Origin of the sequence: Bauldia litoralis (genome assembly GCF_900104485.1) — a bacterium.
Taxonomy (GTDB): Bacteria; Pseudomonadota; Alphaproteobacteria; order Rhizobiales; family Kaistiaceae; genus Bauldia; species Bauldia litoralis.
Genome location: NZ_FMXQ01000005.1, coordinates 22,715 through 43,745, shown reverse-complemented (window position 1 = coordinate 43,745; position 21,031 = coordinate 22,715). Strand labels below are relative to the sequence as shown.

Here is a 21,031-nt window from a genome sequence, read left to right as displayed (position 1 = left end):
GGACCGCCCAGTGCCTGGCGAGACGACCCGGAAGCGAAGGCGCTGGTGGCGCGCAGTGGCGGTCGCCGCTGCCGCTGTCGTCGTCCTTGGCGCCGGCGTTTCCATCCTCGGGCTGAAGGTCGTCGGCGATATCGAAGCGCGTCTTCCCTCGCCGCCGGACCCTGCTTCGGTCGCCACCTCGACCGTGGTCCTCGATCGCAACGGCCGGCTGCTCCGCCCCTTCACCATCGCCGACGGGCGCTGGCGCCTGCCGGTGACGAAGCCGGAGGTCGACCAGCGCTTCCTCGACATGTTGATCGCCTACGAGGACGGCCGGTTTGCCGATCATGACGGTGTCGACTTCCGCGCCCTTCTGCGCGCCGCGGGCCAATTCGTCCTCGCCGGCGGCCGCATCGTGTCCGGCGGCTCGACCCTCACCATGCAGGTCGCCCGCCTGCTTGAGGGCGAGCCGACGCGCAACGCGGAAGCCAAGCTCAGCCAGATCCTGATGGCGCGAAAGCTCGAGGGCCGGTTCTCCAAGGACGAGATTCTCACCCTCTACCTGATGCTCGCGCCCTATGGAGGCAACATCGAGGGTGTGAGGGCGGCGAGCCTCGCCTATTTCGGCAAGGAACCGACGCGGCTGACGATCGCCGAGGCCGCGCTGCTCGTCGCGCTGCCGCAGTCGCCGGAAGCTCGCCGGCCGGACCGCGACGCCGATGCCGCGCGCGCGGCGCGCGATCGTGTTCTCGACCGGCTGGTGCTGGCCGGCGTGCTGGGGGAGGAGGAGGCGAATGCCGCCAGGGGTGAGCGGGTGCCGACCGCGCGGCGGACCTTCCCGATGCTCGCCGCGCACCTCTCCGAGCAAGCCGTGGCGGCGGATCCGAAAGCGGCCGTCCACACCTTGACGATCGATCGCGACCTGCAGGCGTCGCTGGAATCCCTTGCCCATGACCGTGTGAAGGCGCTCGGCCCGAAACTGTCGATCGCCATGGTCGTCGCCGACCACCGCAGCGGCGAGATCCTCGCCTCGGTGGGCTCGGCCGGTTTGCTGGAGGAAGGCCGCGCCGGCGCCATCGACATGACCCGCGGCATTCGTTCGCCGGGCTCGACGCTGAAGCCGCTGATCTACGGCCTGGCTTTCGAGGATGGGCTGGCCCACCCGTCGAGCCTGATCGAAGATCGGCCGACCGGCTTCGGCGGCTATGCGCCCCGCAATTTCGATGGCGGCTACCGCGGCACGGTCACCATCCGCGAGGCGCTGGCGCAATCGCTGAACGTTCCGGCCATCGTCGTGCTCGATGCGGTCGGCCCGGCGCGCCTGGTGGCGCGGATGAAGCGGGCAAATGTCACATCCGAGATGCCCCAACTGTCGGCGCCGGGGCTGGCCGTCGGTCTCGGCGGCGTCGGCGTCAGCCTGCACGACCTCGTCCAGCTCTATGCGGCGATCGCCCGGGGCGGCATGCCCCTGACGTTGCGCGACGGCATCGCCGACGCCCCCTACGTGCCGTTGACGCAAGCCGGGCCGCCGGTGCTGTCGCCGGATGCCGCCTGGCAGGTTGCCGACATCCTGGCCGACGTGCCGCCACCGTCCAACGGGTCGCCGGGGCTCGTCGCCTACAAGACCGGTACGTCCTACGGCTACCGCGATGCCTGGGCGATCGGATTCGACGGACGCCATGTCATCGGCGTCTGGATCGGGCGTCCCGACGGGACGCCGGTTCCGGGGCTTTCGGGCATCACCGGCGCGGCCCCGATCCTCTTCGAGGCGTTCAACCGGGTCGACCCGCGACGCGTACCGCTCAAGCGGGCGCCGCCCGGTGTTCTGGTTGCCTCGACCGGCGAATTGCCGCCGCCGCTCCGCCGCTTCCGCCATCCCGACGAGTCGGTGGTGGCGCGCGACAGCGGCCCGCAGATCGCCTTTCCGCTGGAGGGTGTCACCGTCGACCTCGGCATCCGGATCGGCGATCCGTCGCCGCTGGTCATCAAGGTGCGCAACGGCGCGCCGCCCTTCACTTTCTTCGCCAACGGCTCCCCGGTCGGCCGCAATCCCTTCAACCGGTCCGAGCGCTGGCAGCCGGACGGGCCCGGCTTCGTCACCCTGTCGGTCGTCGATTCCTCTGGCCGCTCCGATCGCGTGACCGTCTTCGTCGAATAGTGACCTGGATCAATGCCGGCGGGCAGCGATCGGCCGAGCCTGCGCGTTCAGGGAGGTTTTGGTCTCGTGCGATTTGCAATAGCCGCGTTGTGTCTTTCCGCAGCCGTCGGGTCAGCTGGCGCGGCCGAAGTCGGTGTGCCCGAACGCGGTTATCTCTACGCCGAAGCGAATTGTACGGAATGTCACGCCATCGACCGGGGTGACTACGACAGCCCGTATTACGGCGCGCCGGCATTCTCGGAGATCGCCAACGTTCCGGCCATGTCGGAACTTGCCCTCTATTCCTTCTTCCAGACCCCCCATCCGACCATGCCGAACCTGATCGTGCCGCCCGGCGATATCCGGGATCTGGTGGCCTATATCCGCAGCCTGCGGAAGTAGAAAGCCCGCCGATCCTGCGCTAGCGTCCCGCCGATGGCGCGCCCCTCTGTCTCTTCGCATGACCTGACCTTCCGTCCCGTCACGGCGGGCAATCGCGTTGATTTCGAAGCGCTTTTCACTTCGCCCGGCGCGCCGAAGCATTGCTGGTGCATGGTCTGGCGCCGCACCGCCGCCGAGGCAAGGAACAACGACAGCGCCGGCCGCAAGCGGCAGATGATGGCGCGGATCGATGCCGGGACGCCGGTCGGACTGATCGCCTACGAGGCCGGGAATCCGCTTGCCTGGGTTTCGATAGCGCCGCGGGAAACCTACCGGAATCTGGGCGGTCCTGAAGCGAATCCCGGCGAGGAGATCTGGTCGATCGTCTGCTTCTGGGTGCCGCGCAAGCGGCGGGGCGAGGGGATGGTCTACCGTCTCATCGCGGCGGCGGTGGATCACGCCCGCGACGCCGGTGCGACGGTGGTGGAAGCCTATCCGGTTCCGCCGGACGCCCCGAGTTACCGCTTCATGGGCTTCGTGCCGGCTTTTGAAAAGGCCGGCTTCACCGAGATCGGCGCGGCCGGCATCCGTCGCCGGGTGATGCGGTTGGACCTCGGCTGATCAGGCCCCGTCGATGGCCGCAAAGGGCCGGATTGCAGCGATAAGGCTCTCGATGCTGGCGTCGGTTCCGGCCGGGTGGAGGTGGTAGGAGTAGCCGCCCGCGGCGCGGTTGAGGCCGGCTTCGATCAGCGCCCGGCGATAGACACCGGCCTGGATTTCCGCGGTTTCGGCGAGATCGAAGACGATCGACGGACCGCCGCGCGGCGAAGGAAAGATCCGCAGGTTGCGGATGTCGGACCACGGGATCGGTCGGGACGAGATGATCTGATCTTGCAAGCCATTGGAATCAATGGCGATTGGCGCGTGGCGATCGCGGATTCGGATGAGGGCATAGCCGCCGAAAAGCACGCCGATCAGAATGACGAACAGCGCCAGGCCGATGCCTGCGAACTGAAAACCGGCACCGTCGTCGAAGAAAGCGAAATAGCCTGCCGTGGCAATGCCCTGGACGATGAAGATCAGGGCGAGGACGACGAAGAGCAGCAGGACCCGGGGGCGATTGCGAAAGATCGTGACGGGTGCGGACGCACCCTGAATCGCCATCAGAACAGGCTTCCCTGTGTCCCGGACGGGCCGGGCGGCTTGCGCGGCGGTTTGCGGGCGGGGCCGCCCGATGTCGCAACGGCCGAGACGTGACCGTCGTGAAACTCGATGTCGAGGGCAGCGCCCGACGCCACCTCGCCGGCCGCGTGGATCGGCCGATCGCCGGCCCTGACGAGGGCGAAGCCGCGGGCGAGCACGTTGCGATAGGAGAGCGAGCGGAGAAGCTGGTCGAGCGCGCCGAGCTGCCGCCGGTTGCGATCGACCAGCGCGACGAGGCAGCGCTCTGACGCGGTGGCGGCATCCTTGAGCCGGGTCTGGTCCCGCGCAATCTGCTCGCGGATCGGCTGCGGGCGAAGCCGCCTGGCCGTCGCCGCGAGATCGGCGCGGCGGCGTTCGGATGCGACCCGCAGCGCCCGGCCGCTCCGGTCGTCGAGATTGGCGACCCGCTCCTTGCCCTGGGCGAGGAAGCGTTCGAGCCCGGTCACCGACAGCCGCGCGGCGCTGCGCTCATAAGCGACGCGATGGGTGCGGGCATTGGCGATGAGGCCGCGACCGAGGCGGCTGCCGAGATCGTCGAGCGAACGCCGGGGAATGGCGAGCAGATCGTCGGCGCGGGGCAGGGCGCGGGCGGCGGCGAGCAGGTCGCGCCGGGCGGATTCGATCAGGCGGCCGGCGGCACCCCGGTGGCGGGCGGCAAGGGTATCGACCGTCGCCAGCAATTCGCTGCGCACCGGCACCGCGATTTCGGCGGCCGCCGTCGGCGTCGGCGCGCGGCGGTCGGAGACCTGGTCGATCAGCGTCCAGTCGGTCTCGTGGCCGACGGCCGAGATCAGCGGGATCGTCGAGTCCGCCGCGGCGCGAACCACGACCTCCTCGTTGAAGCTCCACAGGTCCTCGAGACTGCCGCCGCCGCGCGCGACGATGATGACGTCGGGGCGCGGCATGTCGCCGGTCGGCGCCAGCGCGTTGAAGCCGCGGATCGCGGCGGCGACTTCCGCTGCCGAGGTGTCGCCCTGGACGCGGACCGGCCAGACCAGCACCTGGACGGGAAAGCGGTCGGCGAGGCGGTGGAGGATGTCGCGGATGACGGCGCCGGTCGGCGAGGTGACGACGCCGATGACGCGGGGAAGATAGGGGAGCGGCCGCTTGCGCGCGTCGTCGAACAGCCCCTCGGCGGTGAGCTTCTTGCGGCGGTCTTCGAGCAGCGCCATCAGCGCGCCGATGCCGGCAGGCTCCAGCGCGTCGATGACGATCTGGTACTTCGACTGGCCCGGGAAGGTGGTGAGGCGCCCGGTGGCGATGACCTCGATGCCTTCCTCCGGCTTGAACTTCAGCCGGCCGAAGGCGGTCCGCCAGACCACGGCCTCCAGCCGCGCCTTGTCGTCCTTCAGCGAGAAGTAGCAGTGGCCCGACGAATGCTGGCCGCGAAACCCCGAAATCTCGCCGCGAACCCGGACATAGGAGAAGCCATCCTCGACCGCGCGCTTCACCGCGCCGGAAATCTCGGAGACGGAATAGTCGATGACGTTCTTTGCCGGCGTGCTCATGCGCCACTGGTGCCGTTTGCGGGAGAGTCGGTCAAGGGGTGGAGGAACACCCCGATAGTCTTCGGTTATGGACAGCAAACGCACCAGAGCCAGGCTCAGCGCGATGTCGGCGGGTCGGGCCTGGCAGTGTTTGGAGAGCAGTCGTCGCCTTGTCCCTCGACGAGGACAGCAAGGCTGCTGCGATGTCCGTGAGCGGTCGACAAGGCGGCGACCGCTCACGGGCTTCTCATGGAAGCGCCAGACTAACGCCCCATTGCCGGGCGCGAATAGCGGGTGCAGTGCTCGATCATGGCGGCGGCGTCGGTATCGGCGTCGATCATCTTGAACGGCCCCGACCAGACCACCGAGACGTCCTCGCCATTCATCTGCTGGACGAACGCATCGGCGACAGCGACACCACTGTCGTCGATACAGCGCAGCGGCGAAGCGCTGAGCCATCCCTCAGCCATCGCAGTGATCTCGTCGCCGGTGCCGCCAAATCCCATCGACATGATCTCGTCCGACTTGCCCGCCTGACGGATTGCCTGACCAGCGCCAAGACCGACGGCGGTCGAGACACCGTAGATCAGGTCGATGTCGTCTTGGGCGGCCAGGAGATTCTGGGTTGCGTCGAAGGCCTTGACCCGATCGAAATCGGTGTGAACCCCGACCACCACTTCGATATCCGGGAAGTTGTCGACCACCGACCGGAAGCCGTTCATGCGCTGGTCGCTTACCACGCCGGGAACACCTTGCAGGATCGCGATCTTGCCCTTGCCGTCCAATGCCAGGGCGGCCCAGGCGCCGGCGAGACGACCACCCTCTTCATGGTCGAAGGCGATATAGCGCATCGCCCGGGCCTGCTCGTCTTCGTGGGGTTCGAGGAAGTTGTAGACGACGGTCGGAATGCCGGCTGCCTTCAGCTTACGCAGGCCGGGAATCGCCGATTCGTACTCGGTCGCGCCGAGGAAAACGTAATCGACACCCTTTTGAATGACGCTCTCGATCTGGGCCAACTGACCGGCGTGGTCGGTGGCATTGGCGACAGCAAGTTGCTGGACGTTGTAGTCGACGCCGAGTTCGTCGAGGCGGCCGCTCATCGCGTAATAGACCCGTTCCCAGGCGTCTGACACGTCGAACGACGGCGAGAGATAGGCGATCTCGATCGTGTCGGCCCTGGCCATGTCGGCAAGCCCGTATCCGGTGAGCGGCAGCGCGACGGCAACGCCCGCGACAACGCGGCGGGTCAATTTGGCTATCATCGTCATTTCCTCCCTTGGTGCATTTTCTTTTTCTCACCGTGATCATCCGAACCCGGATCACGGGTAGGCAGGCCGCGGGTCGGCGCAGGTCCTGGAGTGTTCGTCGGCCCTATGCGATACTGCCTCGCGCCACCGATCGGTTCCGCGCCTGGTTACGCCGAACCCGAAGCGTTTCAAGCCAGGTGATCCTGTTCTCCCGAATGTTGTTCACCGTCACGGCGATGACGACGATCACCCCGATCGCGACGAGTTGCCAGAAGAACTCCACACCGGCGATAACCAGAGCGTTGTTGAGCATGGTGAGCAGGATTGCGCCGGCGAGTGTGCCGTAGATGGTGCCGCGCCCGCCGAACAGACTCGTGCCGCCAATGATCGTCGCAGCGATGACATGGATCTCCATGGCGGTGCCGAAGGTCGCCTGGGTGCCATCGATGCGCGCCATCCAGATCAGGCCGCCGATGGTCACGCAGATCCCGGAAAAGGTGTAGACCAGCACCTCGATCCGGCTGACCCGGATCCCGGAAAGCCGGGCGGCTTCGCGATTGCCACCGACCGCGCGGCAGTGCACGCCAAACGGCGTCCGGTTGAACAGCCACCATGAAAAAGCGACGAAGACAGCGGCGATCACCACCGGGACCGGTATGCCGAAGATATGACCCTGCCCCAGCCAGACGATCTCCAGCGGCAGGCCGTAGTAGAGCTTGCCTGACGAGTGCAGTAGCGCCAGGCCACGATAGGCCACCATCGTGCCGAGCGTCGCGATCAGCGCCGGGACGGCGAGAAAGGCGACCAAAATGCCGTTGAAGGCGCCGAGCAAGGCACCCAGCGCGAACATGATGACCAGCGCGAGCCCCCAGGCCATGCCATCGTCGATGAACCCGAAGAAGACGCAGGTGACCAGCGCCAGCATCGAGCCGACCGACAGATCGATGCCGGCCTTGGCGATGACGAAAGTCATCCCCATGGCGACGATGATATAGGTGGAGGCCTGTGTCAGGATATTGAGAAAGTTGTCGACACTGGCAAAGCGCGGATTGATCAGGGTGAAGATCACGCCGAGCGCCACGATGACCAGGGTCAGGCCAAGCCCATCGAGCGGGAACCGGCGATCGGCGGTCCCGATCAGCTTGGCACCGCCGACCGTATCGCCCGCGATTGTTTCTGTCATCGATCTGTCCTCTTAGGGTCGATCGAGGCGACACCCATGGTGATCATCCCCACCACCGATTCGCGGCTCACGTCAGAGGTGGACACGACGCCAACCAGCTTGCCGTTCTTCAAGACGGCGATCCGATCGGCGATCTGAAACACGTGCTCGAGGTTATGGCTAATCATCAGGACGGCGATCCCTTCGTCACGCAGGTTGACCACGAGGTCCAGGACGCGACGCCCCTCGTCCACCCCCAAAGCGGCCATCGGTTCGTCCATGATCAAAAGGCTTGGCTCGGACAGAAGCAGGCGGGAAATGGCGATCGTCTGCCGCTGGCCACCGGACAACCGAAACACCGGCTCGTTCAGGGTCGGCACGGAGATCCCAAAACGCTCCAGAAGCTTTCGCGTTTCGGCGCGCATCTTGCCCAGATCGAGCTGCGGAAACAGGCCGAACAGCCGGGTCGTTTCTTCACGACCGAGAAAGACATTCTCCGGCACCGTCAGCGTGTCCACCAGGCCGAGCGACTGGTGCACCGTCTCGATCCCGGCATCGGTGGCATCCTTGGGACTGCCGAAATCGACCGGCTTTCCGCGCAAGAAGATGTCCCCGGCGTCGGGCCTGAGCGCGCCGCAGATCGTCTTGATGAGCGTCGACTTGCCCGCACCGTTGTCGCCGACCAGTGCGACGATCTCGCCCTTCTCGATCGTCAGGCTGACCCCGTCGATCGCCTTCAGACCGCCATAGGATTTCTCAAGACCGACAACCGAGAGAAGTGGAGGCTCTTCGCCCTCCTGCGACCGGCCACGCTCCCCTGAGGAGGGAACCTCGCTTGCCGGGTGGTCCTGGGCAACGCTCATTGCGGACAGAGCGGGTTGGGCTTCTGCATGGTCTCACAGTCCTCCTTGTCAACACGAAGACACGATTGGCGTCTGGCTCGACCGGACTTGGAGACTGTTTTCGAAGGTTCCCCGCAACCGCCCATTCTCGATGACACCACAGGACGTCGATTGAGGCAAATGGCCGCAGTGCAACCTCACGATGGCGAACAAACCGGTGGCGCTTCGAAGGATGGCTCCATTTCGGGAGCGGACATCCATCCGATGGACGATCTGGCTCAGGTTGGAAGCACGTTCGGAGGGGCCGTATCAGGCCCCTTTTGATCGCGCCAGGTTACGGCTGCCTTGCGTCAAGGGCGGGCGGTCGTCGGGACTGACTCGGACGGCAGCTTTGGGCCAAATGCGGCCATTCTATCCAAACGATTCCGCTCCGAACCGGGCCTCGTTGATGAGTGGCGCGGCGGGAGCCCGCGAACGGAAACCTGCTCCGGCCAAGAAGAACGCTCACCAGGATAGACGACGTCAGGCGGCGCGCTTGCCGTAGGTGTGTTCCAGGTAGCGGATGATGTCGCGCGATTCCGGCATCCAGCGCTGGCCGTCGCCGGTGTCGATGTGGAGGACCGGGACCGTCGCGCGGCCTCGCGCATCGACGAGGGCGTCGCGGTGGGCGCTGTCGGCGTTGATGTCGCGGCGCTCGACGTCGATCCCCAACTGTTCGATCGACCGCTCGACCATTCGCGAGAAGGGGCAATAGGCCGAGGTGTAGAGCGCCAGCTTGTCGACCGCCGGCGCGTCGGAGGCGGCGAAATGCTCGATGAAATGATCGGCGTAGAAGGCCTGCCACGCGGTGTCCGGCGACCGGGCCTGTTGTTCGAGGTCGGCATTCATCAGGCAGTAGACGAGCAGGCTGCGGGTGAACCCGGCATCCAGCGCTTCCGTCAGCGGCGCGTGAAGATGCTCCGCATACCAGAGCGGCCACTCGGGATCGTTGCCGTCGGTCGCAGCATAAGCCTCGTGATGGGCCTCGGCGGTCGCGGTGAACAGGTCGATGAGCGTCTGGCGGAGGGACTCTTTCGTCATCGTGCTCTCTCATGACTCGGGGATTGGAAAGGGTGCCGGAACGATGGCGCCGACAAGGTAGTTGGACGCGGGTAACCGACGGTCAACCCTGCGCGCGGTTGCCGGTTCCGGTGGCTGGCTGTTGGATTCAGCAGGTCGGAGTCCGCGGCAACCAGCGATCCGCGGCGCTCAACGCCTGACACTCGCGGCCTTGCGCGCGCCGCGAGGGCGGTCGGACGATCCTTAAGCGTTGAACTGGTCCAGGGCGATCGTGGCCGTCCGCTCAGTGCGACATCAGGATTGGCAGAGTCGCGTTGGCGAGGATGTGGCGGGTGGCTCCGCCGAGCAGGAATTCCCTGATCCGGCTATGGCCGTAAGCGCCCATCACCATCCAGTTGGCCTCCTCGTCGGCGGCGAATGACAGGAGCGCCTGGCCGGCGCCGTTCGGCATGTCGCCGATGGTGCGGACGGTGACATTGAGGTCGTGGCGGGCGAGATAGGCGCCGATGTCGGCGCCGGGTTCGCCGACCTGCTCCCGGCCTTCGTCGACCATGGCGACCAGGACCTCCTTCGCGGTGGCGAGCAGCGGCATCGCGGCGCGGACGGCGCGACCGGCGGCCGCGCTGCCATTCCATCCGATCACCACCTTGTCCGGCACGAATTCGCTGACCCCGGCGAAGGGAACCACCAGCGTTGGGACGCCCGCCTGGAAGAGAAGCGCCTCGATCAAGGTATCGCGGCTGGGTTCGGGGCGGTCCGGGTCGTCCTGTCCGATGACGGCGATATCGGCGAAGATGGCGTTGCGGATCACGGCCAGAAAACCGTCGCCCGTCAGCGTCTCGCCGAGGCGGCTTTCGATCGGGATGCCGGCGCGCTGGCCGATCGCCTCGAAGGCCGCCATCGCCGCCTTTGCCTCGGTCTCGCTCTGCTCGCGGGCGGCGACGACGAAGTCGGTCGGGATCGGCGCGGCGAAGGTGTATACGGGGATGGTCGGGTCGTAGACCAGCGACAGTCCGGTCAGGTGGGCGCCGGTGCGCCGGGCAAGGTCGGCTGCGACGACTGTGGCGCGTCTCTCGCCGCCGAGATCGACAACCACGAGGATGTCACGAATCGTGGAACCCTGGGTCTGCGACATGGCCGAACTCCTCTTTCCCGATGGGGTGCGTGAACCTCACTCTAGGCGTTGCCGGCCGCCGTGGCCTTGCGCGGGATCAAAGGCGCGGGCCGGCGCTCAGTAGGCGTAGTCCTTGTAGATCCTGCCAATGTCGTGGTTCCACTCCGTCTCATACTGGCGGAGCAGCGTCTGGGCCTGCGTTTCGCCGGTCGCAACGATCTCCTCCAGCGACGAAAGGAACATGGTCTCGTCGTCGCCCTCGCCGTTGAGGCGGGCGCGGCGGGTGAGGCCGGCACGGGCGAGGCCAATGACGTCGCGGGCGATGTCGCGAACGGTGCGGTTGCGGAAGGGGGTGGCGAGCGCTGTGGTCGGCACCGCCTCGCGCAGCGTCTGGCGCTCCTCGGTGGTCCAGTCCTTGACGATGTCCCAGGCGCCGTCCAGCGACGCCTGGTCGTAAAACAGGCCGACCCACAGCGCCGGCAGGGCGCAGATCCGCCGGCCCGGCCCGCCATCGGCGCCGCGAACCTCGATGAAGCGCTTGAGCCGCACCTCGGGGAAGAGGGTGGTGAGGTGATTCTCCCAGTCGGAGACCGTCGCGGTCTCGCCGGGCAGCTCCTTGAGGTTGCCGTCGATCAGGTCGCGGAAATCGCCGCCGGCGACGTCGTGATAGGTATTGCCGCGCTTGGCGAAATACATCGGCACGTCGAGCGCCCAGTCGACGTAGCGCTCGAAGCCGAAGCCGTCCTCGAAGACGAACGGGACCATGCCCGAGCGGTCGTTGTCGGTATCGAGCCACACCCAGGACCGCCACGACTGGAAGCCGTTGGGCTTGCCCTCGGTGAAGGGCGAGTTGGCGAAGAGCGCGGTGACGATCGGCTGCAGCGCAACGGCGACGCGCATCTTCTGCACCATGTCGGCTTCGCTGGAGAAGTCGAGATTGGCCTGGATGGTGCAGGTCCGGTACATCATGTCGAGGCCCCGGGTGCCGACCTTCGGCATGTAGCGGGACATGATGTCGTAGCGCGATTTCGGCATGCGCGGCGTTTCGGCCAGCGTCCAGTTCGGCGACGAGCCGAGGCCGAGGAAGCCGATGCCGAGCGGCGTCGCGCATTCGCGGACCTGGGCGAGGTGGCCGTTCACCTCGCGGCAGGTCTGGTGGACGTTTTCAAGCGGCGCGCCGGAGAGCTCGAATTGGCCGCCGGGCTCGAGCGAGATAGCGCCGAGGCCGGTCGGGTCGGTCAGGCCGATGATCTTGTCGTGATCGTAGATCGGCTGCCAGCCAAGCAGGCCTTCCATCGCCTCGAGCAGCTTGCGGATGCCGCGCGGCCCCTCGTAGGGAACCGGGGCGCAGGTATCGAGGTAGAAGCCGAATTTTTCGTGCTCGGTCCCGACGCGCCACCGGCTCGCCGGCTTGCAGCCGGAGGCGAGTGATTCGACGAGTTGGTCGCGCGAAACGATCGGCGTCGCGTCAGAGACGTCGCGGGCCATTCATACTCTTTCCAGAAGACAGGGCGACGAACTTAGCGACGGCAACTGCCGCCGACAACTCCCAGATTGGCGATTGTGACCGGGAGCCCGTCAGCCGGAAAGCCAATCATTGAGTTCGTTGTATGTGCCGTCGCCGATCGAAAGCAGAACTGCCAGAACCATCGATGCGACGATCACGATAAGGATGGCCTGCGTGACCATAGCGGCGCTCACGCCGCAGGCTTGGACGCCGGCCTTTATCACCAGCAACATCCAAGTGATGGGGGCAGCCAAGATCAGGCCAGGAACATACCAGTCGTAATCGTCCGCGACATGCTCGTACCAGTTAGTCCCGATGGTGAGGGTGTCTGCGACGATAAAAGTCAATGTAAGAACAACAATTGTGACGATGATATTGAATTGGATAAGGATTCGGTTCTTGCCAAATAGTCCGTCGAGCACGCCTGCGACGATCGACGCGGCGCTCGATGAGAGAAGATTTACGCCAAGTTCATCGTCACTTGCCGGCCCGCCGCGCGCAACGAAAACGGCGAAGAACACCGCGATGATCGCGTAACCCCGGTAACCCTGAAGCGTGGAATCAACAGTGGCCGCACCGGCTTTGGGGATGGGGACGTTCCAGGCGTGTTTGAGAACATCCAGAAGCGAGCGGACTAAAGTGCCACCGGCCTTAGCGGGCGGCAAAGGGGACATACCAAGTCTTCATGGCTGAGATGGTCGAGCGCGGAAGGTTCCGGTTCAGGTCGACGAATTCGAGGTCGACGCCATCGAAGGTGGTCTTTGCGGCAAACCCTACGCATGCGGAGATGTTGGTACGGCGATTGTAGGCGCCGAGCGTCACTGAGATTTTTTCGTAGCTGACAATCTTCTTGTAGTCGGGATTGGTGTCCGCGAGGGCATAGCTCGAACGCAGGCCGGAACGGGCTGCGAGCGTACCGAAGAATCCGGGCTGGTAGTCGTGGGAATGAAGCAGGAATTGCCGTCGGTTCTGCCGGCTGTTGGTCGAAACACACCGGGTCCCGTCATCATAGGAGAAATGAAAGCGATTGAGTTTGCGTCGGTCGTCGACTCCGGCAAAGCCGAACCGGTGATAGTTATCGTAGCCGCGCAGGGAAACCTCGGCCTCATCCTGGGATGGGTACCGCGGAAGGGACTCCCCCTTGCAGCCGATGTCGGTTTCTTCTCGGCTGATATGCACCGATCTCATTTTCTTTGCGGGCTGCGCCATGTTCCAGTAGCGGGCCTTGATCACCACCGCGCTCCGAGGCGGCAGGTCGCCGCCGAGCGCGAGCATGAAGTAATAAGAAGCGCCCCGTTTCAGCACGGGCTTCGATCCACGGCCGGTCAAGTCGACGAGGCACCGAGCGGAAGGGCAGGTAGCGGCGTACAGATGATTCGGGATGAGTCGCGCACCGAAAGCTTCGCAATAGGAGTCACCAGCGAAGGCAACGGCCGGTGACATCAGGAGCGAGGAAACTGCTGCGAAGGTGCGGAAAGATCTGAACCGCATTGCCATACCTCCCTCAATCGTTCGTGGGAAGGATACTGGCGTTGAACCTATAATGCAACTTATAGGTCTAATAATAAAATATACAACTCACGAGCGCCAGTCCCCCAGCGTCGCCTGGACCAGCGCCAGCGCGGCGACCGCCGCGGTGTCGGCGCGCAGGATGCGGAGGCCGAGGGGGAGGGGGGTGACGAAGGGCAGACTGCGCAGGCGTTCCTGCTCGCCGGCCGAGAAACCGCCTTCCGGGCCGATCAGCACGGCGAGCGGTGACGGCGCGAGCTGCGACAGGACGGTGAGGGGATTGTCGCCCGGATGGCCTTCGTCGCAGAAGACGAGGCGCCGTCCGGGCTCGGCATCGGGCCAGGCATCGAGCAGCGTCGTCAGCGGAACCGGGTCATCGACGGTGGGGATGGCGAGGATGCCGCATTGCTCGGCCGCCTCGATCACATTCGATTCCATGCGGCTCCGGTTGATGCGGCTCACCTGGCCGTGCTGGGTGAGGACCGGGCGCAGGCGGCCGACGCCCATCTCCACCGCCTTCTCGACCATGTAGTCGAGTCGCGCCTGCTTGAGAGGGGCGAAGAGATATTCCAGGTCCGGCGCCGCGGGCTGGGGCCGCTCCTGCGCATCGACAACAAGCACGTGGGACTTGCGGCTCTCGCTGGCCAGCGTCGCCCGCCATTCGCCGTCCCGGCCGTTGAACACCAGCAGGCCGTCGCCGTCGTTCATCCTGAGGACGTTGACCAGATAGTTGGCCTGCTTGCGGTCGAGCGGACATCGCGCGCCGGGAGCAAGCTCCTGGTCGACGAAGAGGCGGTGGGTGCGAAAATCGTAGCGCGCCATGACGACACCGCCGATATCCCCCGCGGCCACCGCTGGCAACCATCGCCGGCGCAAAAAAAGGCCCGCCGGTGAGGGCGGGCCAGTGTGTACGGAGCCCCAGGGGACCGGCGACTCCGCGAAAGCGGGTGTCCCGGCGGTCAGCCGCGCCGCGCGGCGCGCACCTGCTGCGCTTCGTAGGTGGCGCGCTGGGCAGCACGGCGCTCATGGGCAAGCGCCGCGAGGTGGCTCGACGGATCGTCCGGCATTGGCATGGCCATGGCCGATTCGACGTCGCCGCGCGTCACGCCGATGTCGCTGAGCATCCGGCTGTCGAGCGACAGCAGACGGGCAACCTCCCGGCGGTTCTGGTAGGAACGCCAAAGCACCGCAAGGCGCGAAACTCCGGCTCCGACAAGGCGCAAGAAACTGCCGCCGGCAGCCGCCGGCGCGGTGAATTCGGTCGTGGCCATGATGGCCTCCTGATCTTGTATCGAGCGTCGTCCAAGCGACCCGTACCGGCATTGTCCGGAACACCGTGTGCTTGCGACACCCGAAACATGCATCCGATCAATTGATCATTCCAACGAATGTTTCTAATGTTGATCATCAACGATCCTGATGCGTGCGACGAGGACCCCATGGCCGCCAATCTCGACCTCGACCAGCTCCGGACTTTCGTCGCCATCGCCGAGACCGGCAGCTTCACCAAGGCGGCCGACGTGGTCTTCAAGACCCAGTCCGCGGTCTCGATGCAGATGCGGCGTCTGGAGGAGCGGATCGGCAAGCCGATCTTCATGCGCGACGGTCGCGCCTCGCGGCTGACCGAGGACGGCGAACGGCTGCTCGGCTATGCGCGGCGGATGATCCGGCTCTCGGAGGAGACGCTGTCCGCCTTCGACGACTCGGAGCTGAGCGGCAACGTCCGCTTCGGCACGCCCGACGATTACGCCGAGCGGTTTTTGCCCATGGTCCTGGCGCGGTTCTCGCGATCGAATCCACGTGTCGAGGTGTCGGTGGTGTGCGAGCAGTCGATGGACCTGATCAACCAGGTGCGGGCCGGCGAACTCGATCTGGCCATCGTCACCAACTGCGGCGAGGGCGCGGTCGATGTCATCCGCCACGAGCCGCTCCTCTGGGTCACCTCGGCGCAGCATTCGCCGGAGGACCAAGAGGTGCTGCCGCTGGCGCTGTTCAAGCCGCCCTGCCTGTGGCGGGCGGCGGCGATTGATTCCCTGACCGAGGCCGGACGGAAGTTCCGCGTCCTCTACCAGAGCAGCAACTCGACGGCCGTCGGCGCCGCGGTATCGGCGGGACTGGCGATCACCACCATGGCCGAGTCGGCGCTGCGGCCAGGGATGCGGGTGCTCGGGGAGAGTGACGGCTTCCCCCGCCTGCCGATGTGCGAGATCGGCATCGTTCGCTCCTGGCACCGGCCGTCATCGCCGCTGATCGACGCGCTGGCCGAGCATATCGTTTCCTCGCTCGACAACCTCTCGGTTCCTGCTGCCGCCGAGTGACCGGGTCAAGTGAAACGAGTCACAGACGAGGGCCCCCGGAACACCTATCTCAGACGCCTCCCGTTACGGCCATTCCATTCCTTTTTGGCCGTTTCCCACGCCATTTCCTCGCTTGAAGCGAATGCCTTGCGAGCTTAAATCCACCCCATAATCACAAAGAGGAGAGACGACGATGGGTTTGCGCATTGGCGACACCGCGCCTGATTTCGAGGCCGAGACCACCGATGGCCACATTCGCTTCCACGAGTGGCTGGGCGATTCCTGGGGCATCATCTTTTCGCACCCGAAGGATTTCACCCCGGTCTGCACCACCGAACTCGGCGCCGCGGCAAAACTGAAGCCGGATTTCGACAAGCGCAACGTCAAGATCATCGGCCTCAGCGTCGACCCGGTCGGTCGGCACGGCGAATGGGCCAAGGACATTGCCGAGACACAGGGCGTCGCGCCGAACTTCCCGATGATCGGCGATCCGGAACTCAAGGTCTCCAAGCTCTACGACATGCTTCCCGCCAGCATCGGCGACTCGTCGGAAGGCCGCACCGCCGCCGACAACCAGACGGTGCGCACCGTCTACGTCATCGGCCCGGACAAGAAGATCAAGCTGATGCTCGCCTACCCGATGTCGACCGGCCGGAACTTTGACGAGATCCTCCGCGTCGTCGACTCGCTGCAGCTCACCGCCAAGCACAAGGTGGCGACTCCGGCGAACTGGAAGGAAGGCGAGGACGTCATCATCGCCGGCTCGGTCAACAACGACGACGCCAAGAAGATCTGGCCGGACGGCTGGAAGGAGCCGAAGCCCTATATCCGCATCGTGCCGCAGCCGAAGTAATCCCGGCCGTCGCAGGCATCGATCGACGGCGCGTCCTCGCGGGCGCGCCGTTTTTTCATGGCGCTAGAGGAACCGGTGGTCGGTCCCCTCCAGCGCCAGCGTCGTCAGCGGCCCGCCGAAGACGGCGCCGGTGTCGACGTTGATGCGGTTGGGGCGAACCTCCGGGCGCTTCGACGGCGTGTGGCCGTGGACCACGACGACATCGTGCTGGCGCCCGTAGCGCAGGAAATCGTCGCGGATCCAGATCAGGTCCTGCTTGATCTGCTGGTCAAGCGGGACGCGCGGCCGGATGCCGGCGTGACAGAAGAAGAAGTCGCCGAACTGGATCGTGCAGGGGCGCTCCTCGATGAACGTCCGGTGGTGGGCGGGGAAGACCTCGGCGAAGCGGTCCCGGATGTCGGTGACATGACGATCGGACTCGCGCCAGCCGTCCGGTGTGACGCCATAGCTGCGCAGGGTCGCCTCGCCGCCATTCATCAGCCACATCGGCGCGCCCGCGACCGGATCGGCCAGGAAGTCGAGGATCATCTGGTCGTGGTTGCCGAGCAGGCAGACGACGTGGCCGTTATCGACGAGGCCGGCGAGGCGGTCGATGACGGCGGCCGAGTCGGGGCCGCGATCGACATAGTCGCCGACATGGACGATGCGGTGATCCGCCACCGGCCGCTCGGCGAGGTCGGCCGCAATCTTCCGATGGTTTTCGGACAGCAGATCGTCGCGACCGTGGACATCGCCGATGGCGTAGAGCCGCATCCCGTCCGGCGTTCTTGCTTTTCCGACCTTCATCTCTGTCACGAAACTCCCGCACTGCTTCGCCGCCATGCTAACAGTCCTGCCTCTGCCGCGTCCTGCCCCGGGGAAAACCGTTCATGCGCGTCCTGGTGATCGAGAATTACCGTGCCACCCCGCTCGGGCTGGTCGGCGTCGCGCTGGCCGATGCGGCGGCCGATATCGACCTCGTCCGGGCCTTTGACGGCGAGGGGCTGCCGGCCGGGCATGATAGCCACGATGCGCTGGTCATTCTCGGCGGCGAGCAGACGGCGCTCGATGACGACGCGCATCCCTATCTTCCGGCGCTGGCCGCGTTGAGCCGCGCTTTCGGCGACGCGGACAAGGCGGTGCTCGGCATCTGCCTCGGCGCGCAGCTCGTGGCGCGGGGGCACGGCGCCGAGAATATCCTCGGCCGGCCGGTCGAATTCGGCTGGCATCCGGTGCAACCGACTCCGGCCGGGCGCGACGACCCGCTGATGGCGGCGCTCGGCGACCGCGCCCCTGTCTTTCACTGGCACTCGGACACCATCACCCTGCCGCCGGGGGCGACGCATCTGGCCAGCAGCGACCGGACCGCAATCCAGGCGTTCCGGCTTGGCCGCGCCGTCTATGGCGTCCAGTTTCACTTCGAGGCCGACCGGGCGCTGGTATCGCAATGGAACGCGGCCTTTGCGCCGGAAATCGCTGCCCATTCGCCGGACTGGTTCGACCGCCACCCGACCGAGGCGGCGCGTCATGGCGGGGCGGCCGACGCGCTGGGCGCGGCGCTGGCGCGTCGCTGGGTCGCGCTGATCTGACACGACGCACGGCAAAGGCGGATAACCGTGTCGTTGCACGCGCTTGGGACGATTTGTCGCCCTTTTAGGCGCGCTATTTTCCCAAGTTTTCTTGGTTTTTTCTTGTAAGTATTCAGCCGGTCTCTATATTTGTGAAATGCAAAATCATAAATTTTCTGTCGGCCAGAAAGTAAAATACTACAATAGAGTGCGCACAACCGCAGCGCAGGGCGAGTACGAAATCGTCCGGCTCCTTCCCGCCGAGGAAGGGCAATTCCAGTATCGGATCAAGAGCGAGCTGGAGCGCAACGAGCGGGTGGCGGCCGAAGATCAACTCAACCCGCCAAAGGCTGCGATCTGAAGCTGGCGCGAAGCCGCGCCCGCCCGCGATCCGGTACGCGAACCCGATGCAGGCTGACCTCGACTATTCGGCCCCCGCCGAGCTCTTCTACAACAGCAGCTTGCGGTCTAACCGCAAGATGGTTTATCGGCGCTTCCCGACAGCGGCCGAGGCCATCTCCTTCGCCGTCGAGGAACTCGGCGTCGCCTCCGCCGGCTTCACCACCCTCCAGGTTGGTGAAGAGCGGTTCGAGCGCGGCCAGATCCAGGGCCTCTACGACGGCGCCGACTACCCCCTGACCCGCAAGGCCGTTTCCTGATGGAACGACGGTTGATGCGTTTCGCCCGCCCGACGGGTTCCTTACCGCTGCCCGGCTGCGGCCGGTCGCCGACTCTTGAGAAGGCAGCACCGTGAACGCCAGGACAGTCGACGAGAGTGCCTTGAGAAAGACGCTGGCGCGCTGCCGGGAGCCGAGCCCGCTGCGCAGCATCGTCGAAATCGTCATCACCGCCGTTCCCTTCATCGCGCTCTGGGCGACGATGTGGGCGGCGCTGACCTTTGTCGGCGTCTGGCTGACCTTGCTGCTGGCGATCCCGGCGGCCGGTTTCCTGGTTCGCCTGTTCCTGATCCAGCACGATTGCGGCCACGACTCCTTCTTTCGCCGCCGCGTGACCAATGACTGGGTCGGCCGGGTGATCGGCGTTCTGACCTTCACCCCCTACGACTACTGGCGGCGACGCCACGCCGCCCATCACGCGACCTCGGGCAATCTCGACTCGCGCGGGATCGGCGACGTCACCACGCTGACGGTCGACGAATATCTCGAACGCGGCCGCTGGGGACGCCTGCTCTACTGGCTGAGCCGCCATCCGGCCGTACTCTTCGGCCTCGGGCCGGGCTATCTCTTCATCCTCGAGCAGCGGCTGCCGATCGGCCTGATGCGGGCGGGATGGAGCCCCTGGGTCAGCACGATGGCGACCAATGCCGCGATCCTAGCGATCGCCGCTGGCCTGATGTGGCTGATCGGTGTCGGGCCGTTCCTGATCATCCAGCTGCCGATCCTGATCTTCGCCGCGACCATCGGCGTCTGGCTGTTCTTCGTCCAGCACCAGTTCGAGGAGACGCACTGGGAAAAGGCGGGCGACTGGCGGCACTCCGAGGCGGCGCTGCATGGCAGCTCGCACTACGACCTGCCCGGCGTGCTGCGCTGGTTCAGCGCCAATATCGGCATCCACCATGTCCATCACCTGGCGAGCCGCATTCCCTATTACCGGCTGCCGGAAGTCCTGCGCAGCCATCCCGAACTGCACGACCTCGGCCGCCTGACCTTCTGGCAGAGCTTTGCCTGCGTCCGCCTGGCGCTGTGGGACGAGGGAAACCGCCGACTGATCTCCTTCCGCGACCTGCGTCGGCAGACCGCCGCTGGCCTCCGCCAACGGGCGGCCCTGTCGACCCCCGGCGAAAGCGCCGCCGGCGCCTGAGCGCCCGCGGCCGCGCGCCGGCTTCTCTCGACGCCATCACGGGGCTAGACTTGGGAGCGAACCCCCACGCTCCGGAGTCGTCCCATGTTATTTTCCAGAACGCTGATCGCCGCCGCCCTGATCGCTGCCTCTTCGGCCGTCGCCGGCGCCGCCGGGCTTCCCGACCTCGATGGCCGGGTGATCAAGGCCGTCACCGAGAATGCCTATACGCCGCTCAACTTCGTCGACCCGGCGACCGGCGAAGGCATCGGCTGGGAATATGACGCGGTCAACGAGATCGCCAGCCGGCTCAACCTCAAGGTCGAGTGGGGCCTGTCAAGCTGGGACACGATGATCCAGGCGGTGCGGGAAGGCCAGTTCGACGTCGGCATGGACGGCATCACCATCACCACCGAGCGCCAGACCCAGGTCGATTTCTCCGACCCCTACATGATTTCCGAGCAGTTCATGCTGGTCCGCGCCGACGAGGACCGCTTCGCCGACGCCGCGAGCTTCGCCGAAGATGGCGACCTGCTGGTCGGCGCCCAGGCCGGCACCACCAACTTCTACACCGCCGTCTACAGCGTCCTCGACGGCGACGAGGCCAACCCCCGCATCAAGCTGTTCGAGACCTTTGGCGCCTCTGTCCAGGCGCTGAAATCCGGCGACGTCGACACCGTGCTGATGGATGCCACCAGTGCGGCCGGCTACATGGGCGCCTCGCCGGACTCCTTCATGGTGGTCGGTGACCCGCTCGGCGCAGAGGCCTTCGGCTTCATCTTCACGCCGGGCTCCGATCTCGTCGAGCCGTTCAACGCCGCGATCCAGTCGATGCAGGACGACGGCACGATCGACGCGCTGAACCAGAAGTGGTTCTTCGAGTACCAGAGCCAGCAGTGAGGCCGCT

At 65.8% G+C, this 21,031-nt stretch carries 23 protein-coding genes; 10 read left to right on the top strand and 13 right to left on the bottom strand.

Features of this window, described 5'->3' with window-relative positions:
- Window positions 1-55: 55 nt before the first annotated feature.
- The 3 genes from pbpC to BLT60_RS12680 all read left to right on the top strand — a co-directional run bounded on the left by pbpC (window position 56) and on the right by BLT60_RS12680 (window position 3,118).
- Window positions 56-2,137, top strand: a complete 2,082-nt coding sequence (gene pbpC / locus BLT60_RS12690) for a penicillin-binding protein 1C (protein WP_090876842.1) — start codon at window positions 56-58, stop codon at window positions 2,135-2,137.
- Between the two features lie 135 nt (window positions 2,138-2,272).
- Entirely contained in the window at window positions 2,273-2,518 is a 246-nt protein-coding gene (locus BLT60_RS12685; protein WP_090876841.1) for a c-type cytochrome, read from the top strand.
- Window positions 2,519-2,551: 33 nt separating this feature from the next.
- On the top strand, window positions 2,552-3,118 hold the full coding sequence (locus BLT60_RS12680) for a GNAT family N-acetyltransferase (protein ID WP_090876840.1): 567 nt from the start codon (window positions 2,552-2,554) through the stop codon (window positions 3,116-3,118).
- On the opposite strand, the gene BLT60_RS12675 is transcribed toward BLT60_RS12680, so the two are convergent.
- The 12 genes from BLT60_RS12675 to BLT60_RS12620 form a co-directional block, all read right to left on the bottom strand.
- Window positions 3,119-3,661, bottom strand: coding sequence for a hypothetical protein (locus tag BLT60_RS12675; RefSeq protein ID WP_090876839.1), 543 nt, complete (start codon window positions 3,659-3,661; stop codon window positions 3,119-3,121).
- On the bottom strand, window positions 3,661-5,208 hold the full coding sequence (xseA, locus tag BLT60_RS12670) for an exodeoxyribonuclease VII large subunit (RefSeq protein ID WP_090876838.1): 1,548 nt from the start codon (window positions 5,206-5,208) through the stop codon (window positions 3,661-3,663). Before xseA ends, BLT60_RS12675 begins: the two co-directional genes overlap by 1 nt.
- 242 nt (window positions 5,209-5,450) lie before the next feature.
- Window positions 5,451-6,449: a substrate-binding domain-containing protein gene (locus BLT60_RS24585; protein WP_210185609.1), complete on the bottom strand. Its 999-nt coding sequence runs from the start codon at window positions 6,447-6,449 to the stop codon at window positions 5,451-5,453.
- Window positions 6,450-6,558: 109 nt separating this feature from the next.
- A complete protein-coding gene (locus BLT60_RS12660; protein ID WP_090876836.1) occupies window positions 6,559-7,617 on the bottom strand; it encodes an ABC transporter permease in 1,059 nt (352 codons plus the stop codon).
- Entirely contained in the window at window positions 7,614-8,459 is an 846-nt protein-coding gene (locus tag BLT60_RS12655; protein WP_090876835.1) for an ATP-binding cassette domain-containing protein, read from the bottom strand. Before BLT60_RS12655 ends, BLT60_RS12660 begins: the two co-directional genes overlap by 4 nt.
- A gap of 501 nt (window positions 8,460-8,960) precedes the next feature.
- On the bottom strand, window positions 8,961-9,518 hold the full coding sequence (locus tag BLT60_RS12650; RefSeq protein WP_090876834.1) for a glutaredoxin family protein: 558 nt from the start codon (window positions 9,516-9,518) through the stop codon (window positions 8,961-8,963).
- A gap of 262 nt (window positions 9,519-9,780) precedes the next feature.
- A complete protein-coding gene (locus BLT60_RS12645; RefSeq protein ID WP_090876833.1) occupies window positions 9,781-10,632 on the bottom strand; it encodes a universal stress protein in 852 nt (283 codons plus the stop codon).
- Window positions 10,633-10,728: 96 nt separating this feature from the next.
- Complete coding sequence (locus tag BLT60_RS12640) at window positions 10,729-12,099, bottom strand: glutamate--cysteine ligase (protein ID WP_090876832.1); 1,371 nt, start codon at window positions 12,097-12,099, stop codon at window positions 10,729-10,731.
- A gap of 90 nt (window positions 12,100-12,189) precedes the next feature.
- Window positions 12,190-12,792 (bottom strand): hypothetical protein, encoded by a 603-nt coding sequence (locus tag BLT60_RS12635; protein WP_090876831.1) that lies wholly within the window; start codon window positions 12,790-12,792, stop codon window positions 12,190-12,192.
- The gene (locus tag BLT60_RS12630) at window positions 12,770-13,609 is read right to left on the bottom strand and encodes a hypothetical protein (RefSeq protein WP_139167826.1); all 840 of its coding nucleotides are present in this window, start codon (window positions 13,607-13,609) and stop codon (window positions 12,770-12,772) included. Before BLT60_RS12630 ends, BLT60_RS12635 begins: the two co-directional genes overlap by 23 nt.
- A gap of 87 nt (window positions 13,610-13,696) precedes the next feature.
- Entirely contained in the window at window positions 13,697-14,449 is a 753-nt protein-coding gene (locus tag BLT60_RS12625; protein WP_090877148.1) for a 16S rRNA (uracil(1498)-N(3))-methyltransferase, read from the bottom strand.
- Between the two features lie 137 nt (window positions 14,450-14,586).
- Window positions 14,587-14,898 (bottom strand): DUF1127 domain-containing protein, encoded by a 312-nt coding sequence (locus BLT60_RS12620; RefSeq protein WP_175478416.1) that lies wholly within the window; start codon window positions 14,896-14,898, stop codon window positions 14,587-14,589.
- A 168-nt stretch (window positions 14,899-15,066) separates the two neighbouring features.
- On the opposite strand from BLT60_RS12620, the gene BLT60_RS12615 reads away from it, so the two are divergent.
- Window positions 15,067-15,945, top strand: coding sequence for a LysR substrate-binding domain-containing protein (locus BLT60_RS12615; RefSeq protein ID WP_090877147.1), 879 nt, complete (start codon window positions 15,067-15,069; stop codon window positions 15,943-15,945).
- A 172-nt stretch (window positions 15,946-16,117) separates the two neighbouring features.
- Complete coding sequence (locus tag BLT60_RS12610; protein ID WP_090876828.1) at window positions 16,118-16,777, top strand: peroxiredoxin; 660 nt, start codon at window positions 16,118-16,120, stop codon at window positions 16,775-16,777.
- Window positions 16,778-16,840: 63 nt separating this feature from the next.
- On the opposite strand, the gene BLT60_RS12605 is transcribed toward BLT60_RS12610, so the two are convergent.
- Window positions 16,841-17,563, bottom strand: a complete 723-nt coding sequence (locus BLT60_RS12605; RefSeq protein WP_244521269.1) for a metallophosphoesterase — start codon at window positions 17,561-17,563, stop codon at window positions 16,841-16,843.
- Between the two features lie 83 nt (window positions 17,564-17,646).
- On the opposite strand from BLT60_RS12605, the gene BLT60_RS12600 reads away from it, so the two are divergent.
- The 5 genes from BLT60_RS12600 to BLT60_RS12580 all read left to right on the top strand — a co-directional run bounded on the left by BLT60_RS12600 (window position 17,647) and on the right by BLT60_RS12580 (window position 21,024).
- Entirely contained in the window at window positions 17,647-18,345 is a 699-nt protein-coding gene (locus BLT60_RS12600) for a type 1 glutamine amidotransferase (protein WP_090876827.1), read from the top strand.
- Between the two features lie 43 nt (window positions 18,346-18,388).
- Window positions 18,389-18,685, top strand: coding sequence for a hypothetical protein (locus BLT60_RS12595; protein WP_342028592.1), 297 nt, complete (start codon window positions 18,389-18,391; stop codon window positions 18,683-18,685).
- 46 nt (window positions 18,686-18,731) lie between these two features.
- The gene (locus BLT60_RS12590) at window positions 18,732-18,983 is read left to right on the top strand and encodes a hypothetical protein (RefSeq protein WP_090876825.1); all 252 of its coding nucleotides are present in this window, start codon (window positions 18,732-18,734) and stop codon (window positions 18,981-18,983) included.
- A 91-nt stretch (window positions 18,984-19,074) separates the two neighbouring features.
- Window positions 19,075-20,145 (top strand): fatty acid desaturase, encoded by a 1,071-nt coding sequence (locus tag BLT60_RS12585; protein WP_175478415.1) that lies wholly within the window; start codon window positions 19,075-19,077, stop codon window positions 20,143-20,145.
- Window positions 20,146-20,229: 84 nt separating this feature from the next.
- Entirely contained in the window at window positions 20,230-21,024 is a 795-nt protein-coding gene (locus BLT60_RS12580; protein WP_090876824.1) for a transporter substrate-binding domain-containing protein, read from the top strand.
- Window positions 21,025-21,031 lie beyond the last annotated feature (7 nt).

What these genes read in the sequence shown, in the direction of transcription:
- BLT60_RS12645 (WP_090876833.1), bottom strand. Translation starts at nt 10,632, where the DNA reads ATGTCGCAGACCCAGGGTTCCACGATTCGTGACATCCTCGTGGTTGTC.
- BLT60_RS12655 (WP_090876835.1), bottom strand. Translation starts at nt 8,459, where the DNA reads ATGAGCGTTGCCCAGGACCACCCGGCAAGCGAGGTTCCCTCCTCAGGG.
- BLT60_RS12625 (WP_090877148.1), bottom strand. Translation starts at nt 14,449, where the DNA reads ATGGCGCGCTACGATTTTCGCACCCACCGCCTCTTCGTCGACCAGGAG.
- BLT60_RS12630 (WP_139167826.1), bottom strand. Translation starts at nt 13,609, where the DNA reads ATGCGGTTCAGATCTTTCCGCACCTTCGCAGCAGTTTCCTCGCTCCTG.
- BLT60_RS12640 (WP_090876832.1), bottom strand. Translation starts at nt 12,099, where the DNA reads ATGGCCCGCGACGTCTCTGACGCGACGCCGATCGTTTCGCGCGACCAA.
- BLT60_RS12650 (WP_090876834.1), bottom strand. Translation starts at nt 9,518, where the DNA reads ATGACGAAAGAGTCCCTCCGCCAGACGCTCATCGACCTGTTCACCGCG.
- BLT60_RS12680 (WP_090876840.1), top strand. Translation starts at nt 2,552, where the DNA reads ATGGCGCGCCCCTCTGTCTCTTCGCATGACCTGACCTTCCGTCCCGTC.
- BLT60_RS12620 (WP_175478416.1), bottom strand. Translation starts at nt 14,898, where the DNA reads ATGGCCACGACCGAATTCACCGCGCCGGCGGCTGCCGGCGGCAGTTTC.
- BLT60_RS12610 (WP_090876828.1), top strand. Translation starts at nt 16,118, where the DNA reads ATGGGTTTGCGCATTGGCGACACCGCGCCTGATTTCGAGGCCGAGACC.
- BLT60_RS12600 (WP_090876827.1), top strand. Translation starts at nt 17,647, where the DNA reads ATGCGCGTCCTGGTGATCGAGAATTACCGTGCCACCCCGCTCGGGCTG.
- BLT60_RS12605 (WP_244521269.1), bottom strand. Translation starts at nt 17,563, where the DNA reads ATGAAGGTCGGAAAAGCAAGAACGCCGGACGGGATGCGGCTCTACGCC.
- BLT60_RS12635 (WP_090876831.1), bottom strand. Translation starts at nt 12,792, where the DNA reads ATGTCCCCTTTGCCGCCCGCTAAGGCCGGTGGCACTTTAGTCCGCTCG.
- xseA (WP_090876838.1), bottom strand. Translation starts at nt 5,208, where the DNA reads ATGAGCACGCCGGCAAAGAACGTCATCGACTATTCCGTCTCCGAGATT.
- BLT60_RS12615 (WP_090877147.1), top strand. Translation starts at nt 15,067, where the DNA reads ATGGCCGCCAATCTCGACCTCGACCAGCTCCGGACTTTCGTCGCCATC.
- BLT60_RS12590 (WP_090876825.1), top strand. Translation starts at nt 18,732, where the DNA reads ATGCAGGCTGACCTCGACTATTCGGCCCCCGCCGAGCTCTTCTACAAC.
- BLT60_RS12675 (WP_090876839.1), bottom strand. Translation starts at nt 3,661, where the DNA reads ATGGCGATTCAGGGTGCGTCCGCACCCGTCACGATCTTTCGCAATCGC.
- BLT60_RS12580 (WP_090876824.1), top strand. Translation starts at nt 20,230, where the DNA reads ATGTTATTTTCCAGAACGCTGATCGCCGCCGCCCTGATCGCTGCCTCT.
- BLT60_RS24585 (WP_210185609.1), bottom strand. Translation starts at nt 6,449, where the DNA reads ATGATAGCCAAATTGACCCGCCGCGTTGTCGCGGGCGTTGCCGTCGCG.
- BLT60_RS12660 (WP_090876836.1), bottom strand. Translation starts at nt 7,617, where the DNA reads ATGACAGAAACAATCGCGGGCGATACGGTCGGCGGTGCCAAGCTGATC.